Here is a 17,062-nt window from a genome sequence, read left to right as displayed (position 1 = left end):
ATCGATTTTTACGTAAAGGTTTCCAAATAAAGTTGTCTCCTGCTGCCAGGCTGTTACCCTTTGCGCCGACTTATTTGTCCTTCATGGAGTGGAATCATATGTTTAAGCAACTTGTTACTGGAAGCGTATTGGGTCTGGCACTGCTGAGCAGCGGCGCGCAGGCGATTGAGGGCAGTGTTGACGTGGGTGAGCACAGCACCAACCTGAACCTTGGCCTCGGCACTACTTCTCCTGGCCTGTTCCTGAAAGGCAACTGGCTGCGCAGCGATCACGATGGCAGCACCTACGGTCTGGGCGCGGGTTACAACATCGACCTGGGTGATTTCCGCATTGCACCTACTGCTAAAGCCCTGTTCACCCATCCGGAAGATGGTCGTGATGGCTTCACCGTTGCCGTGGGTGCCGGTGCACAATATAACTTCAACAGCATGTGGGGCCTGTACGGCGAATACTACTATGCGCCAGAAGCCTTCTCCGATCGTCTGGATAGCTACACTGAAGCATCGGGTGGTCTGAGCTTCACGCCGATTTCACTGCTGAACCTGCGTGTGGGCTATCAGTACATCGAGCTGAACAACAAAGGCGATCGTAAAGATAACGTGCTGGTTGATGGCCCGTACGTGGGTGCGTCACTGCGTTTTTAATGATCGAACTCAATGCCCCTCATGGCGCATCTGATTCATCATCGCACAAACTGAATGCCGCCCTTGAGGGCGGCATTTTTGTTTAATGTGATTTGCCCTGCGAAATCCCTACGCCCGTTTGTGAACGAATAAACTGACCACGGAATTTTGCGCGCTCCTCAGCACCCTGGCGCGAGTGATCGGTAATCGAGAACAGCCAGGTACCGATAAACGCCGCTGCCATTGAGAACAGTGCCGGATACTCATACGGATAGACCGGTTTGGCGTGCCCCAACACCTGGACCCAAATGGTCGGACCGAGGATCATCAGCACCACCGCCGTAATCAACCCCAGCCAGCCGCCAATCATCGCGCCGCGAGTGGTCAGCTTCGACCAGTACATCGAGAGCAAAATAATCGGGAAGTTACAGCTGGCCGCAATCGAGAAGGCCAGACCGACCATAAAGGCGATGTTCTGTTTCTCAAACGCGATACCCAGCACAATCGCTACCACACCCAGAATCAGTACGGTAATTTTCGAGACGCGCAGCTCATCACGCTCGGTCGCCTGGCCTTTACGGATCACGCTGGCGTAGAGATCGTGTGATACCGCAGAAGCCCCAGCCAGCGTCAGTCCGGCAACAACAGCCAGGATCGTGGCAAAAGCAACCGCCGAGATAAAGCCGAGGAACAGACTGCCCCCCACCGCATTCGCCAAATGCACCGCCGCCATATTGGTGCCGCCAATCAGCGCGCCTGTGGCATCTTTAAAGGCCGGGTTAGCTCCCACCAATAAGATGGCACCGAAGCCAATGATAAAGGTGAGAAAGTAGAAGTAGCCCATAAAGCCGGTGGCCCAGAACACGCTTTTACGCGCTTCACGCGCATCCGCCACGGTAAAGAAGCGCATCAGGATATGCGGTAAGCCCGCGGTACCGAACATCAATCCAAGGCCGAGAGACAGCGCCGATATCGGATCTTTCACCAGGCCGCCCGGCTGCATAATTGCGGCACCTTTCGGGTGGACCGCCATCGCTTCGGTAAACAGCGTGTTGAAGCTAAAACCCGTGGCTTTCATCACCATAATCGCCATAAAGCTGGCACCAAACAGCAACAGCACGGCTTTGATGATCTGTACCCATGTCGTGGCTAACATGCCGCCAAACAGCACGTACATCACCATCAATATACCCACCAGTACCACGGCGATATGGTAATCCAGACCAAACAGCAATTGGATGAGTTTGCCTGCACCGACCATCTGCGCAATCAAATACAGCGCCACGACGACCAGCGAGCCACAGGCCGACAGGGTACGAATCGGTTTTTGCTGCAGGCGATAGGACGCCACATCAGCAAAGGTGTAACGTCCGAGGTTACGTAAGCGTTCCGCAATGAGGAACAGAATCATTGGCCAGCCTACCAGGAAGCCGAGTGAGTAGATCAACCCGTCGTAGCCCGAGGTGTAAACCAGTGCCGAGATACCGAGGAAAGAGGCGGCAGACATAAAGTCACCGGCCATAGCCAGACCGTTCTGGAAGCCAGTGATGTTGCCGCCAGCGGTATAGTAATCGCTGCGTGAACGGGTGCGTTTGGAGGCCCAATAGGTGATGCCGAGCGTCGCCACCACAAACACCACGAACATGATGATGGCTTCGTAGTTGGTGGCCTGTTTTTGCACCGCGCCAGTAATGGCATCGGCGGCAAAAACACTGGCGGGCACAATCGCTAGCAAAGTGGAGAACAGACGCTTCATGATTTCACCTCGCCCAGAATCTGTTTGGTCAGGCGATCAAACTCACCGTTGGCGCGCCAGACATAGACGCCAGTGAGCAGAAACGACACCACAATTAAGCCAACGCCGATGGGTATTCCGCGTGTGACATTGGTACCTGCATGCAGGGGCGTGCCAAGCCAGGCGGGGGCAAAAGCAATTAATAAAATAAAGCCGACGTAAAGCACCAGCATGATGATGCTGAGCAACAGCGCAAAGGCCTGGCGCTTGTGCACCAATTCCTGAAAACGCGGGTTGCTCTCGATTTGTTGCCAGACTGCTTCCTGTTGATTTAGGGCTTCGTTCATCACAGTTTCTCCAGAGGAAAGGCAGGCAGATATCTCACGGTTAAATGATTTAAGCTGCTGAATATTCTAGTTATATATACCCTTCATCTTTCGAGCAGCAGGTGCGTTGGCTGCGTATGTTCATCCCAGTCACTTACTTCAGTAAGCTCCTGGAATTCTCATTCTTGCCGCCTTCCTGCAGCTCGAATTATTTTGGGTATAGGTTATGCGATGGTGAAAAGCGTACGGCGTAAGGCGGGAATGACGGAGAGTAGCCTGCCGTGAACAGGCTGACACTCTCCGTCGCGTCAATGCCGTTTACGGCATAGTGATGGACTGCTTCTCTTCCAGCAATTTCTCCACCACGCCTGGATCGGCCAGGGTAGAGGTATCGCCGAGGTTGCTGGTATCGCCCGCCGCGATTTTGCGCAGAATACGACGCATAATCTTACCGGAGCGGGTTTTCGGCAGTGAGTCGGTCCAGTGCAACACATCCGGCGTGGCAATCGGGCCGATCTCTTTACGTACCCAGTTACGTACTTCGGTATACAGCTCTGGCGACGGCTCTTCACCGTGGTTCAGCGTGATATAAGCATAGATCGCCTGGCCTTTAATGCTGTGAGGAATGCCCACAACCGCCGCTTCAGCAATCTTAGGATGTGACACCAGCGCCGATTCGATCTCTGCGGTACCGAGGCGGTGGCCGGAAACGTTCAGCACGTCATCGACGCGACCCGTAATCCAGTAGTAGCCATCTTCGTCACGGCGTGCGCCGTCACCGCTGAAGTAGCGATTTTTGAAGGTGGAGAAGTAGGTTTGTTCAAAGCGCTCGTGATCGCCAAACAGAGTACGCGCCTGACCAGGCCAGGAGTCGTTGATCACCAAGTTACCTTCGGTCGCGCCTTCTAACGGATTGCCTTCGTTATCCACCAGCGCGGGCTGTACGCCAAAGAAGGGTTTGGTCGCCGAACCGGCTTTCAACTCAATCGCACCTGGCAGTGGGGTAATCATGAAGCCACCGGTTTCAGTCTGCCACCAGGTATCTACAATTGGACAGCGGCTATCGCCAATCTTCTTGTAGTACCACTCCCAGGCTTCTGGGTTGATTGGCTCGCCGACGGAACCCATGATGCGCAAGCTGCTGCGGCTGGTGCCCTCAATCGCTTTATCACCTTCGGCCATCAGCGCACGAATCGCGGTTGGCGCGGTATACAGCAATGTCACCTTATGTTTATCGACGACTTCTGCCATACGGCTCGGTTTCGGCCAGTTTGGCACGCCTTCGAACATCAGGGTGGTGGCGCCGCAAGCCAGCGGACCGTAAATCAGGTAGCTGTGACCGGTGATCCAGCCCACATCGGCGGTGCACCAGTAAACATCGTCTGGATGGTAATCAAACACATATTTGAAGGTGCTGGCCGCATACACCAGATAGCCACCGGTGGTGTGCAGCACGCCTTTTGGCTTCCCGGTCGAACCGGAAGTATAAAGAATAAACAGCGGATGCTCGGCATCAACGGCGACAGGTTCATGCTGATCGCTGGCTTTCGCCACCAGCTCATGCCACCAGAGATCGCGCCCTTCGCGCCAGCCGGTGTCTTTACCGGTGCGCTTAAATACCACCACGTTTTTCACGCTGGTGACGTTGGGATTATTCAGTGCATCGTCAACGTTCTTTTTCAGTGGAATGCTACGTCCAGCGCGTACGCCTTCATCAGCGGTAATCACCAGTTTGGCGTTGGAATCGACCACGCGACCGGCAACGGCTTCCGGAGAGAAGCCACCGAAGATCACCGAATGCACCGCGCCAATACGTGCACAGGCCAGCATCGCGACGGCGGCTTCAGGCACCATCGGCATATAGATGGCGACCACGTCGCCTTTCTTGACGCCGAGGCTCAGCAGCACATTAGCAAAGCGGCAAACGTCGCCATGCAGTTCATGGAAAGTAAGGGTTTTACTTTCGCTGGCGTCATCGCCTTCCCAGATAATGGCCGGGTGATCGCCACGCGTCTGCAAATGGCGGTCGAGGCAGTTGGCGGCGAGGTTCAGTGCACCGTCTTCATACCAGCGAATCGAAATATTGCCAGGGGCAAAGGAGGTGTTTTTCACTTTGCTGTAAGGCTTCATCCAGTCGAGAATTTTGCCTTGTTCACCCCAAAAGGTGTCAGGATCGTCAACCGATTGTTGATAGAGCGCCGCATACTGATCGGCATTAATCAGGGCATTCGCTGCGACGGCAGCGGGTACAGGATGCTTATGTATTTGGCTCATGGCTGACCTCCTTGAAGTTGTTAATCATATGTCAATCAAAGGTTAATTGAAGAGCTCGACAGGGCTTTGTTTCTGTTTTGTAGTCTGGATCACGACCTTTTGTATGCCTGAAATGCGCCTAAATTCCTACTGTTTATCACCGAAAGAAATAGGTGCCAATCTCTGGCATTGACGCAAAACAGAGAGGATGGGAGGTTAAAAAATCAGCAAACGCGCCGGAGGATTTTTTGCCCGATATTGAATAGCTATGCGGAAAATTATCGAATTAACACTTTTCATAACAGCGAGTTATGACTAAAAGTAAATGTCAGCATTTTATGCTACTCAGCTGCGCAGGAATTAAGCTAAGCCCCCAGGGGTTGCATTTACCGTAGTGAAAATGGTACTTATCTCGCCCCTGTTCAGCAGGTATCTACTCAGGCTGCATCATCGCGCAGGCGCAAAATGCCTGTGCAGCGGTAATGGATGCGGTCCACTATAACCCTCTATTTTATCGGGCTTTTGCTCACTTCCCTGTGTGACATATCTTCTGCACCTTCGCAGCGGAGCAAAGGGGTTTTTACTGAGGAAAATAACGCGTTATGAAAGGTTTTAAACTCACCCTTGCCTGGCAAATTCTCATTGCCCTGATTCTCGGCATCGTTGTCGGAACCGTGCTGCATAATCAGCCAGACGATCGTGAATGGTTAATCACTAACATTCTCACCCCAGCAGGCGACATCTTTATTCATCTGATCAAGATGATTGTGGTGCCGATTGTGATTTCCTCTCTGATTGTGGGCATTGCTGGCGTCGGCGATGCGAAAAAGCTCGGACGTATTGGCGTCAAAACCATTGTCTATTTTGAAGTGATCACCACCATTGCCATTGTGGTCGGCATCACGCTTGCCAACGTATTCCAACCCGGTAGCGGCATTGATATGTCTACGCTGGTAACGGTGGACATCTCTAAATACGAAGCCACAACCCAAGCGGTACAGGGTGCGCCTCACGGCCTGGTGACCACTATTCTGTCGCTGATCCCGCAGAACATTTTTGCCTCGTTGGTAAAAGGCGACATGTTGCCGATTATCTTCTTCTCGGTGCTGTTTGGTATGGGCTTGTCAGCGCTGCCTTCAGAGCATCGTGATCCGCTGGTGACTGTGTTCCGTTCAGTGTCTGAAACCATGTTTAAAGTGACGCACATGATCATGCGCTATGCGCCGGTTGGCGTCTTCGCGCTGATTGCGGTCACTATCGCCAACTTTGGTTTTGCCTCGCTCTTTCCGCTGGCCAAGCTGGTGTTGCTGGTGTACGTGGCGATTCTGTTCTTTGCTTTCGTGGTGTTGGGTACGGTCGCGCGCATGTGCAAACTGCGTATTACCACGTTGATGCGCATCCTGAAAGATGAGCTGATTCTGGCCTATTCCACCTCCAGTTCAGAAACCGTGCTGCCACGAATCATGCAGAAGATGGAAGCCTACGGTGCGCCGAAAGCCATCACCAGCTTCGTGGTACCGACCGGGTATTCGTTTAACCTGGATGGTTCAACGTTGTATCAGAGCATCGCGGCGATCTTTATCGCGCAGCTGTACGGTATTGATCTGTCGCTGACCGATGAAATCATTCTGGTATTGACGCTGATGGTGACCTCGAAAGGGATTGCTGGCGTGCCGGGCGTGTCCTTCGTGGTGCTGCTGGCGACGCTGGGCAGCGTGGGTATTCCACTGGAAGGCCTGGCGTTTATCGCCGGTGTGGACCGCATCATGGACATGGCGCGTACTGCGCTGAATGTGATCGGTAATGCATTGGCTGTGTTGGTGATTGCGCGCTGGGAAAACCAATTCGACGTCAAACAAGCCGAAGCCTACGAGCTGCAACTGCGTACACAGAAAGCCAGTTGAGGCCATCAGCCGTAACGAAATGACGACTTCAGCTGCGTACTGCACCTTGATGCGTAGTTAACGAAACCCGCCATCCGGCGGGTTTTTTTATGTCAATTCAAGACGTGTCCTGGATGTTTGGCCGCCGGAATTGTGATTAATTTTATATCCACCATAACCACTAATGATTTTATTTTGTGGTTATGGTGGGTATATTATTAGCGCTAAGTTAACCGGAGGTTTGATTGAGCAGCAGGGAGCTGATCAGGATGTTGCTGGAGCGCGGTTGGGTTTTAGACCGAGTAAAAGGCAGCCACCATGTGTTTGTGAGAGCAGATAAGCCGTATCACATCTCACTTCCTCATCCTGAAAAAGACCTGGCAACTGGAACATTACGTAAGTTAATGAAGTTAATGGACTAAATGTAGACGGGGGCAATGCCCCCGATTTGGAAAAAATTAGCAATGTCAGTTGCAGCAGACATTGCAATGAATTCCTACCTGAATATTTCTTTTTAGTGAGGACTGAACATGAGATTCCCCGTTTATCTTCATAAGACAGAGGACAATAGCTGGTCAGGTTTTGTGCCGGATGTGGAGGGATGTTTTTTTGCAGGCAAAAGCGTAGATGATGCGCTGCGCGATGCATTTAACGCGATTGATGTTCACGTAGAATCTTTAGCGGATGCCGGCAAAGCCATCCCTAAAGCGGCAGATATTGAGACGCATATTTATGATGAAGCGTGTCAGGGAGGTTACTGGGCATTTGTGGAGATCGATCTGAGTCGCTATGAAGGTAAAGCGGTAAAGCTCAATATCACTTTGCCACAAAATCTACTCAGCAAAATTGATAGTTATGTCGAATCCCACCGCGAATATGGTTCGCGCAGCGGTTTTCTGGCGGAGTTAGCGCGCAAAGAATTAGCTAACGCGTAACGAACACATCTACATATCTACCCGCCATCCGGCGGGTTTTTTTCGCCTGCCGCAGCAAAAAGCACAAAAACTTGATGACCGAACAGGAATTAACAATTCAAAATGGTATATAGTTTTTTGAATAAATTATTCTTTCAAGGAGTGCGTAATGCAGATCGACCTCAGCCAGATGATCACCGAAGGGCGTAACCCAGCGAGCCAGAACATTGATGAACTCTCCACCGAAGCGATGCTGCGCGTCATTAATGATGAAGACAAAAAAGTGGCACTGGCGGTAGAGGCGATTGTGCCGCAGATCGCACATGTGGTGGATGCGATTACCGCAGCCTTCAGCAAAGGCGGACGCCTCATTTATTGCGGCGCGGGCACTTCGGGCCGTCTCGGTATTCTCGATGCCAGCGAGTGTCCGCCGACTTTCGGCACGCCGCGCTCGCAAGTGGTGGGGTTGATTGCTGGCGGTCACACTGCCATTTTGCAGGCGGTGGAGAATGCGGAAGACAACGTCGAGCAGGGCGCACAGGATTTAAAGGACATCGATTTCAACGCTAATGATGTGCTGGTGGGGATTGCCGCCAGTGGCCGGACGCCCTATGTATTGGGCGCATTAGCCTATGCGAAACAGCAGGGCGCTTTTAGCGCAGCGTTAACGTGTAATCCCAACAGTCCCATGTCGCAAGCCGCGGATGTGGCGCTCACCCCGGTCGTGGGGCCAGAAGTTGTCACCGGCTCCTCACGTATGAAAGCGGGTACAGCGCAAAAGCTGGTGCTGAATATGCTCACCACCGGCGCAATGATCCGTAGCGGCAAGGTGTACGGCAACCTGATGGTGGATGTGGAGGCGACTAACCAGAAGCTGGTGCAGCGCCAAATCAACATCGTCAAACAGGCCACCGACTGTGACGATGCCACCGCACAGCAGGCGCTGAACGCGTGTCAGGGGCACTGCAAAACGGCGATTGTGATGGTGCTGGCAGGGTTGGATGCCACCGAAGCTAAAGCGCTGTTGAAGCAAAACAGCGGCTTTATCCGTCAGGCGTTGCGCGACGCAGGAGCGCAATAATGGCCGCCATCACCGAAGGTTTATTACGCGAAATCCTGCAAGCAGTGGGAGGTGCGCATAACATCGTGCAGTGCGGTAACTGCATGACGCGCCTGCGCCTCTCGTTAGCCGATGCCGCATTAGTCGATCATGCGCGTCTAAAAACGCTGCCTGGCATATTGGGCGTGATCGACAGCGATGCGCAGCTGCAAATCGTTCTTGGCCCCGGCAAAGCGCAAACCGCCGCAGAGAAAATGCAGGGGTTACTGAATAACGATGAAACGGAAAAGCCGCAGGATCTCAGCACCCTTGCCGCCGCTCAAAAGCAGCAGATGAAAGCGAAGCAAACCAGCGCACTGCACCGTTTTCTTTCCTGTTTCGCCACCATCTTCACGCCACTGATCCCCGGCTTTATCGGTGCGGGTTTGCTGCTAGGGTTTGCCACGCTGATTGAGCAGATTTTCCACCTCAACCAGCCCGGCGAACATGCGCAGTGGCTGCTGGACACCGTGGCCTACATGAAAGTGTTCGGTAAGGGGCTGTTTACCTTCCTGAGCATTCTGATTGGTTACAACGCGCAGAAAGCCTTTGGCGGCACCGGTGTGAATGGTGCCATTATCGCCTCACTGTTTGTGCTCGGTTATATGCCAAAAGCCACGGTGGGCTATTACAGCGGTATGTCAGATTTCTTTGGCATGGCGATTGACCCGCGCGGCAATATTATTGGTGTGCTATTGGCGGCGATATTCGGTGCTTGGATTGAAAAACAGCTGCGCAAAATCATCCCCGATAATCTCGATATGATTTTGACATCATTACTCACGTTATTAATTACCGGGGCAGTGACCTTTATGGTGATTATGCCGATTGGCGGTGAGTTATTTAAAGGCATGTCGTGGTTGTTTATTCATCTGAATAACAATCCGTTTGGCTGCGCGATTTTGGCTGGGCTGTTTTTGATTGCGGTGATGTTCGGTATTCATCAAGGCTTTATTCCGGTCTATTTCGCATTGATGGAAACCCAGGGCTTTAACTCGTTATTCCCGATTCTAGCAATGGCGGGTGCGGGCCAGGTAGGTGCTTCCCTCGCGCTGTGGTGTAAAGCCGATAAGCACTCGCTGCTGCGTACGCAAATCAAAGGCGCGATAGTGCCGGGCCTGTTGGGCGTGGGTGAACCGTTAATTTATGGCGTTACGCTGCCGCGTCTTAAGCCGTTTATTACCGCCTGTTGTGGCGGAGCGCTGGGCGGATTCTTTATAGGCTTGGTCGCCTGGCTGGGCCTGCCTGTCGGTATGAACACCGTGTTTGGCCCGTCTGGCTTAGTGACGCTACCGTTAATGACCTCTTCACAGGGGATCTTTGCCGGTATGGCGGTCTATCTCGCTGGCTTAATCGTCGCGTGGGTAGGTGGATTTGCCTTCACCTGGTGGGGCGGAACCAAAGGCGTCGATCTCAGCTAATGCCATTGCTATTAACCTTAGCAGCATACGACATTATGCTGCTACGGTGAGGCTGGAATGAAGCCTGAGATGTCGCGCTGCTGCGGGGGAATACACCGGCAAAACCTTGATGATTGAATGATTTTAAATGTGATATGAGTCACATATTTGCGATTCGCCGTATCGCTTAGCTTGGTGCTGAAATTGCCGAACATGCCGTGCCATCCGTAAGTAAACTGCTAAGAAAAAATAAAGAAATTATTAATAAGATAGCAGGTTAATTATTGGAAACTTCTGGACTCAATAGTTGCCAATAATTTCTCCCTTCTCACAAATATTTCGCCATTATGACAACGGGTTACCTGCATTTCCCTTTTGCGCCCGATGGCGGAAAAGTCTATACCTATAGCCAATTAGTCTATAAAAACAAAATTGCTTCTTTATTCGCTGCACCAGACTTTCTTCACACAGTGGCTCTCAGAAATTAATTGCTCATCGGGGTGGGTGTTATTCCTGCCGTTGTATCCCTCGCGATGAAATTAACGCTGTTGCAATAACAGCGTGGACGCTGCACGCCCACTGGAGGAAGTATGAAGTTCAGATTAAATCCGATTGCGTTAGGAATATTAGCCGCGCAAGCGCTGTTCTATCCGGCAATAAGCGCGCAAGCCATTACATTGGGAAGTTATTCACCGCAGGTGAATGACAACCTCTTTGGCGAGCAGAGTATTAACGTCAATGGCAGCAATGAAACGCTGAACGGCAATCCTGATTTCGCACCGGGAACGGATGGATCAGTGAACTCCAGCCTTGAACAGGTCAACATCACCTCGGGCGCGCAGTTTCTCAATCAAACCCGTCTTGATCCCGGCCCGCAGAACTTCGCCATCACCGTCCCCGATCCTACCACGGGCGGTAACACTACTTTCCAGGTCTACAATTCCGCCAGCCTGGTGGCACAAACGCCAGTCACCTCCGATACTGCAGTGCCGGATGTGGTTAACGTTAACGGCGATCAATACATCAATACGCGTGTTGCGGATGTCTCGAACGGTGGCACGCTTGATGTGAATATCGGGCAAGCGAATGCGGCCAGCAGTGCCAGCACCAACAGCTGGAGCATGGCGGCGAAGCAGACCACGCTGTTCCAGGTGGGCAGCGACAGCACCCTCAACTGGAATTCCAACAACCGCATCAGCTTCTTTGGCACCGCCGCCACGCCGGATGGCGCCGGCGCCACCCAAACGTTCCAGGTGCAAAATCTTGCCAGCTACAACGGCAGTTTCACCGTGCAAACGCTGGACGGTGCCACCAACACTTTCTCGGTCACCAACGCCAACGAGCTGCAGACCTACAACTACTGGCTAATCAGCCAACTGCAATCCGGCAATCTGGATAAGGCCAATTATCTCACCGAGTTCAACAAAGCGGTCACCGTCACCAACGGCAATATCGTGTATGACGTGAGTGCCACACCGCCAGATGAAGTCACACAGCCGATTGGTAACCGCATCGTGGTCAATGCCGATGGCCCTAATGCGCGTGTCAATCTGGCGGCGGATAAAACGCTGGAAGTGGTCGGATCGACGGGCGGCGCAATCAAAGCCTCCAACGGCGCGCAGGCGGTGATTGATGGCAAGCTTGCCAGCCGTGGTACCCTCGCGAATAACGGCACTGCACTGGTGCTTTCTGGTAACAGTAGCGGCAGTACCAGCACGACTGGGGTGATCAACGGCGGTTTCCTCAATCGCCAGGATGGCACCGGCATCGGCTCTACCGGCTATGGTGCCAACGGCGTGCTGGTGCAGAGCGGCAGTGCGTTCAACAACAACGGCATCGTTAATCTCGCCACCACCGGCAGTAACTCGCAGTATGGCGTGGCGGGGATTCGGCTGGAGGATGACGCCACCTCCAGCAACAGCGGCAATATAAACGTCGGCGTGAACGGCTCCAGCGCGCGCGGTACAGCATCGGGCGTACTGCTGACAACGCCGACCTCCACCTTCACCAACAATGCCGATGGGCAGATTTATATTGGTCGTGGTCCACAGAACAGCCTGACCGACAGCGTGGCGGACACCGCCATGAATCAGAGCGGTCTCACCAGCGGGATCGCGCTGGTGGCCAACGGTTCTGCCACCAACAACGGCAACATCGTGATTGGCTCAAAGGTGCAGAACGCGGCGGGCATGTCGGCGACCGGTGCCAGCGGGGTCACGATGATCAATAACGGCACCATTGATGTGAATGGTGCTGCTGCGACAGTGCCGCGTGAAAACGTCGGGATGTCGGTGACCAACAGCAGCGGCACCATTGATAACCGTGGCACCATCAATCTTAACGGCGTTAACGGCACGGGCGTGAAGGTGGTGGCGACCAATGGCAATACCGCTTCCGCAACCTCAACGGGGACCATTAATGTCGCTGGGGGCGCGGATCCGGCCAGTGGCACGCGTAACTTTGGCGTGTGGGTGGAAGGTCAGGGCACCGGGCAGGCCAGCGCAGACATCAACGGTCCGGTGAATCTGAGCGGCACGGGTGCAATTGGCGTGCACGCTCGCGGCAATGCCACGGTTGAGGTGGCGGCCAACGCGATACCGACCTTCAGCAACGGCAGCAATCAAATCGCTTTCTTCGCCTATGGCCCCAACGCTTTAATCAACGTAGCGGGCAACAATCCCTTCAATGTCACCACCACCAACTCGACGCTGTTCCGCGTTGAGCAGGGCGCGGATTTTGATGGCACCGATCTGTCGCTCACAGCGTCGGGCGCCGGTTCTGTGGCAGTGAACGGCAGCGGCACCGGCGGTACTGAAGTGAATACCCGCAACGCCACGCTCAACGTCAGTGGTGCAGGCGCGACGGGGGTGAATATCGAAGGCGGGGCAGCGGGCACCATCGACAATGACACTACCATCAACCTCACTGGCAACAACGCGATTGGTGCGATTGTCGATGGGCAAAAACATACGCTGGCGGGCAGTAACAGCGGCGCGCCGGTGACCAGCACGACATTAAGCTCTGCTGCGGCACTCAACTCGTCTCAAAGCGGATTGACCGGCTACCTGGCGCGCAATCGCGCACAGCTCAACAACACGGGTGACATCACCTTTAGCGGCGCTAACTCAACGGGGATAAGGGTTGAGAGCGGTGCGACCGGTACCAACAGCGGCAACATCAGCATCAACGATGGCGGCACCGGCATTGCGGTGAACAGCAGCGGCAGCACGGCTAATACCACGGCGAACAATAGCGGTAACATCAACGTCAATGGCGGCAGTACCATCAACCGCAGCCGGGGAGTCAGCGCCAGCGGCAGTCGGGCGATTGCAAATCTCAACGGTGGCACCCTGAACCTCAACGGCTCTGGTGCGATTGGCGCAGAGGCAATCAACGGCGCATTGGTAAACATCGCCGCCGGATCTGTGCCGATCTTTAATGGCAGCGATCAGATTGCTTATCATGCGGCAGGCAGCGGCTCACGTATCAATTCGGCCGCCAACGCGCTGGACGTGAATACTCTCAATTCCACCGGATACCGCATCGATGAGGGTGCCGCGCTGAGCTTCAGCAATCCCACCTCATTGACCACCAGCGGCGCAAACAGCACCGGTGTCATCGTCTCGGGCAGTGGCAGCAGCCTGAACAGCGCTAATGCCAGCTTTATCGCCAGCGGTCAGGGCAGCACCGCCGTGCGTGCCGAGGGCGGCGCGAATGCGACTTTGGCTAGCGGCAGCAGCATTAATGTCAGTGGCAGCAACGCAGTCGGCGTGCTGGTCAATAATCTGCGCACCGATCTCAGCAACGCGCTGGATGGCACCTCAGCGGCCACCACCGTCACCAGCAATGGCAATCTCAACGGCGCAGGCAGCAACGCCATCGGCTTTGATGTCACCAACGGCGCTACGCTGGTGAACAACGGTGCGGTAGATCTCACTGGCGGCAACACCATTGGTATCCGCTCGCGTGCAGGCAGTACGCTGACCAACAACGGTACGGTGAATGTGGCGAACGGCACCGGGCTGGATGTGTCCGGCAGCGGCAGCACGCTGGCCAAAGGCGGCGTGATCAACGTCGATAACGGCGTGGCAGGCGTGCGCATCAGTGAGGGTGCACAACTGGCGTTAACCGGCAGTGATACCGTCATCACCACGCGTGGCACGGCGCACGGCATCTTGGTCGATAACGGTGCCAGTGCGCTCAGCGCCAGTGATGCCACGGTCAACGTACTGGGCAGCGGCAACGGCATCGAAAACCGGGCAGAACTTAGCAATGTCAGCCTGAGCAACCTGACGCTCAACGTGGCGAATGGCAACGGGATCCGCACTGCGGTGCCGTTTGATCCGGCCTCAACGGTGACCACCAATGTGACCGGCAGCGGTACGGGTCTGAACATCGCTAATGCGGATGGATCGACCACCAGCGGCGATTTAACACTGGGCTCCGGCTATCAATTTAATGTCACCGGCGCGGGCGGCAGCGGCATCCGCGCCAACACCACTGGCAACGTCACCACTGCCGCTGACGTCATGATCGATAATCCTGCGGGTGGATCGGCGCTGATCTCCAGCACGGCGGGCACCATCGTCAACACCGGAACGTTTATCTCGAACAGCCTGACCTCGCCAGTGGTGGATTTGCGCGGGGGCAAAACCATCTTCGAGAACCTCGGCAACATCATCACTGCCAATCCGCAAACCGTGGCGGTTGCGGGCAGCAATGCCAATGATGAAATCTTGCTCACCGAAGGCGATGTGCGCGGCGATATCAACCCCGGCGGCGGTTCCGATGTGTTCCGCTGGACGGGCGGTACGCTTAACGGCAGCCTGACCATGGGCAATGACGCTGATAACCGTGCGGAGGTCAGCAATGTGGATCTCGACACCACCTATCACCTCACCAGCGGCAGCGGAACCGGTAACACGCTGACGTTTAATCAGATCGATTCGCGCGGCGGTAGCTTCAGCGCGGATGATCTCAATAAAGGGGTTAACCTCGGCAGCGGCTGGAGCACCCTTAACTTCGCCAATACCCAATGGACGCTCACTGACAACCTCCAGTTGGCGCACAGCACCATTAATATCGATGCAAATTCAACGCTGTATGCGGGCAACAATGTGCACCCTACTTTAGCGGGCGGTACGGCGGACTCACTCACGGTGAACAACGCCGGTGTTCTCGATCTGACCAACGGCGCGGGCTCGCCGGGCAACACCCTGAATATCGCTGGTTCGCTGGCGTCCAGCGGCGGGCAGCTCAATCTGATCACCGACCTTAACGAAGGTGGCGCGCTAAGCAATCAGTTCACTGACCACCTCAACGTGACGGGCAATGCCACGGGCACCACGCTGGTGAACGTGAAACTCACCGACAACAGCACCGGCGCGCTAACGGACCTGAATCGCAACGGTGGCATCGAAGGCAACGAGGGGATTTCGCTGGCACAGGTGGCGGGTAATGCTGGCCCCGAGAGTTTTGCGCTTAAAGACGGCTATCTCGGCGCGGGGCCGTGGCAATATCGGCTTTACACCTTCGCTCCGGGAAGCAGCGATCCCAGCCAGCGTTTGGTCAGCGGTAGCGGTAACAATTACTGGGATTACCGGCTGGCGAATTATTACGTGTGTGAAGATGGCGCCAGCTGCCCATCGACCTTTATTACCGATGCGTTCGGCAGCGGGCAAAGCTACGATGCGCGTCCCGCTGTGGTGCCGCAGGTGCCGTCCTATATCTCTGCACCGGTTGGCCTGGCGTATTACACCTCGGCGATTATCGACGATCTTCATAAGCGTCTTGGTGAGTTGCGTCATGAACAGACTCGACCGGAAGGCGATGGCGGCGAGATGTTCCTGCGCTACATCGGCTCAAATCTGAAGTACAAAAGCGACCAGAGCTTCCGCGATTACGGCTATGACTTCGATCTGGATTACAGCGCGGTGCAGGTGGGTGGCAATGTGCTGCGCCTCGACGGTGACAAAGACAGCCTGCGCGGAGGCTTAGCCTACACGCGTGGTAACACGCGCATCCGTCCCGATGCCGCCGACGGTTACAGCAGCACCACCTTTGACAGCGATAGCCTGGCCTTTTACGGCACCTGGCAGCGTCAAAACGGTTTCTATCTGGATGGCGTGCTGTCGTTCGACTGGCATCGTGGTGAAACCGATATCGCACGGCAAAAACAGGAAGCGAAACTGAAAGGTCACGGCTGGACGGCCTCGCTGGAGAGCGGTTATCCCTTTAATCTTGGTGATGGCTACAAGCTGGAGCCGCAGGCGCAGTTGATGTACATGAAGTTGAACATGAACGATTTCACCGATGAAGATGGCAACAAGGTGCGCTATGGCGATTACCATCAGACCATTGGCCGCCTTGGCGCGCGCCTTGATCGCACCTGGACAGATGACAGCAACCGGCAGTACACCCCCTATCTGCGCGCCAATTACTATAAAGGCTGGGGCGGCACGGCAGACACCCACATCTCGTCGGTGGAGAACCCTGCACTGAGTGCCACTTTCGCCAGTGGCCATTTTGGTCAGATGTGGGAAGTGGGCGCGGGCGGTACTGCCACGCTGCAGCAGGATGTTTCACTGTATGCGGAGGCCGATTACCGCAAAGAGATCAGCGGTAACGGTGCCAAAGGTTGGCGCTATAACGTTGGCGTGAGATGGCAGTTCTAATCATGAGGCGGCGGCTGAAGGGGCTGCCGCCAAAACGTTGATTCCATTTACCCTAAATGAAATTTTATTGATCATTTTCCATTATAAAAATCAGGGAGATTATTTATCACTGCTTTAATTCAAGATAAAAATTAATTCTCCGCGCTAAAGCCCCT

At 54.5% G+C, this 17,062-nt stretch carries 10 protein-coding genes; 7 read left to right on the top strand and 3 right to left on the bottom strand.

Annotated features, from left to right (window positions below; translation table 11 throughout):
* Positions 1-98: 98 nt before the first annotated feature.
* Positions 99-644, top strand: a complete 546-nt coding sequence (locus tag F3J38_RS15265; RefSeq protein WP_100704310.1) for a YfaZ family outer membrane protein — start codon at positions 99-101, stop codon at positions 642-644.
* 82 nt (positions 645-726) lie between these two features.
* Here F3J38_RS15265 and actP read toward each other — a convergent pair whose 3' ends face one another.
* The 3 genes from actP to acs all read right to left on the bottom strand — a co-directional run bounded on the left by actP (position 727) and on the right by acs (position 4,958).
* Complete coding sequence (gene actP, locus F3J38_RS15260) at positions 727-2,379, bottom strand: cation/acetate symporter ActP (RefSeq protein ID WP_167139727.1); 1,653 nt, start codon at positions 2,377-2,379, stop codon at positions 727-729.
* Positions 2,376-2,705 (bottom strand): DUF485 domain-containing protein, encoded by a 330-nt coding sequence (locus F3J38_RS15255; RefSeq protein WP_167139725.1) that lies wholly within the window; start codon positions 2,703-2,705, stop codon positions 2,376-2,378. The genes actP and F3J38_RS15255 overlap by 4 nt, the downstream gene beginning before the upstream one ends.
* 297 nt (positions 2,706-3,002) lie before the next feature.
* On the bottom strand, positions 3,003-4,958 hold the full coding sequence (gene acs, locus F3J38_RS15250) for an acetate--CoA ligase (protein ID WP_167139723.1): 1,956 nt from the start codon (positions 4,956-4,958) through the stop codon (positions 3,003-3,005).
* A gap of 581 nt (positions 4,959-5,539) precedes the next feature.
* Between acs and gltP the strand changes: the two genes are divergently transcribed.
* The 6 genes from gltP to F3J38_RS15220 all read left to right on the top strand — a co-directional run bounded on the left by gltP (position 5,540) and on the right by F3J38_RS15220 (position 16,907).
* Complete coding sequence (gltP, locus tag F3J38_RS15245) at positions 5,540-6,841, top strand: glutamate/aspartate:proton symporter GltP (RefSeq protein ID WP_167139721.1); 1,302 nt, start codon at positions 5,540-5,542, stop codon at positions 6,839-6,841.
* Positions 6,842-7,065: 224 nt separating this feature from the next.
* Positions 7,066-7,242, top strand: coding sequence for a type II toxin-antitoxin system HicA family toxin (locus F3J38_RS15240; RefSeq protein WP_097118966.1), 177 nt, complete (start codon positions 7,066-7,068; stop codon positions 7,240-7,242).
* 108 nt (positions 7,243-7,350) lie between these two features.
* Complete coding sequence (locus tag F3J38_RS15235) at positions 7,351-7,755, top strand: type II toxin-antitoxin system HicB family antitoxin (protein ID WP_167139719.1); 405 nt, start codon at positions 7,351-7,353, stop codon at positions 7,753-7,755.
* A gap of 148 nt (positions 7,756-7,903) precedes the next feature.
* A complete protein-coding gene (gene murQ, locus F3J38_RS15230) occupies positions 7,904-8,815 on the top strand; it encodes an N-acetylmuramic acid 6-phosphate etherase (protein ID WP_167139717.1) in 912 nt (303 codons plus the stop codon).
* Entirely contained in the window at positions 8,815-10,254 is a 1,440-nt protein-coding gene (gene murP / locus F3J38_RS15225; protein WP_167139715.1) for a PTS N-acetylmuramic acid transporter subunit IIBC, read from the top strand. The genes murQ and murP overlap by 1 nt, the downstream gene beginning before the upstream one ends.
* Positions 10,255-10,823: 569 nt before the next feature.
* Positions 10,824-16,907 carry an autotransporter outer membrane beta-barrel domain-containing protein gene (locus tag F3J38_RS15220; protein WP_167139713.1) on the top strand — a complete coding sequence of 2,028 codons (6,084 nt, stop codon included), beginning with the start codon at positions 10,824-10,826 and terminating at the stop codon, positions 16,905-16,907.
* The last annotated feature ends 155 nt before the right edge of the window (positions 16,908-17,062 follow it).

It is taken from the genome of Candidatus Pantoea formicae (genome assembly GCF_011752625.1).
GTDB lineage: Bacteria > Pseudomonadota > Gammaproteobacteria > Enterobacterales > Enterobacteriaceae > Pantoea > Pantoea formicae.
This window is presented reverse-complemented; position numbering and strand designations above follow the sequence as displayed.

Excerpts from the sequence above, each read along its gene's own strand:
- F3J38_RS15265 (WP_100704310.1), top strand. The coding sequence starts at position 99 with ATGTTTAAGCAACTTGTTACTGGAAGCGTATTGGGTCTGGCACTGCTG.
- actP (WP_167139727.1), bottom strand. The coding sequence starts at position 2,379 with ATGAAGCGTCTGTTCTCCACTTTGCTAGCGATTGTGCCCGCCAGTGTT.
- F3J38_RS15255 (WP_167139725.1), bottom strand. The coding sequence starts at position 2,705 with ATGAACGAAGCCCTAAATCAACAGGAAGCAGTCTGGCAACAAATCGAG.
- acs (WP_167139723.1), bottom strand. The coding sequence starts at position 4,958 with ATGAGCCAAATACATAAGCATCCTGTACCCGCTGCCGTCGCAGCGAAT.
- gltP (WP_167139721.1), top strand. The coding sequence starts at position 5,540 with ATGAAAGGTTTTAAACTCACCCTTGCCTGGCAAATTCTCATTGCCCTG.
- F3J38_RS15235 (WP_167139719.1), top strand. The coding sequence starts at position 7,351 with ATGAGATTCCCCGTTTATCTTCATAAGACAGAGGACAATAGCTGGTCA.
- murQ (WP_167139717.1), top strand. The coding sequence starts at position 7,904 with ATGCAGATCGACCTCAGCCAGATGATCACCGAAGGGCGTAACCCAGCG.
- murP (WP_167139715.1), top strand. The coding sequence starts at position 8,815 with ATGGCCGCCATCACCGAAGGTTTATTACGCGAAATCCTGCAAGCAGTG.
- F3J38_RS15220 (WP_167139713.1), top strand. The coding sequence starts at position 10,824 with ATGAAGTTCAGATTAAATCCGATTGCGTTAGGAATATTAGCCGCGCAA.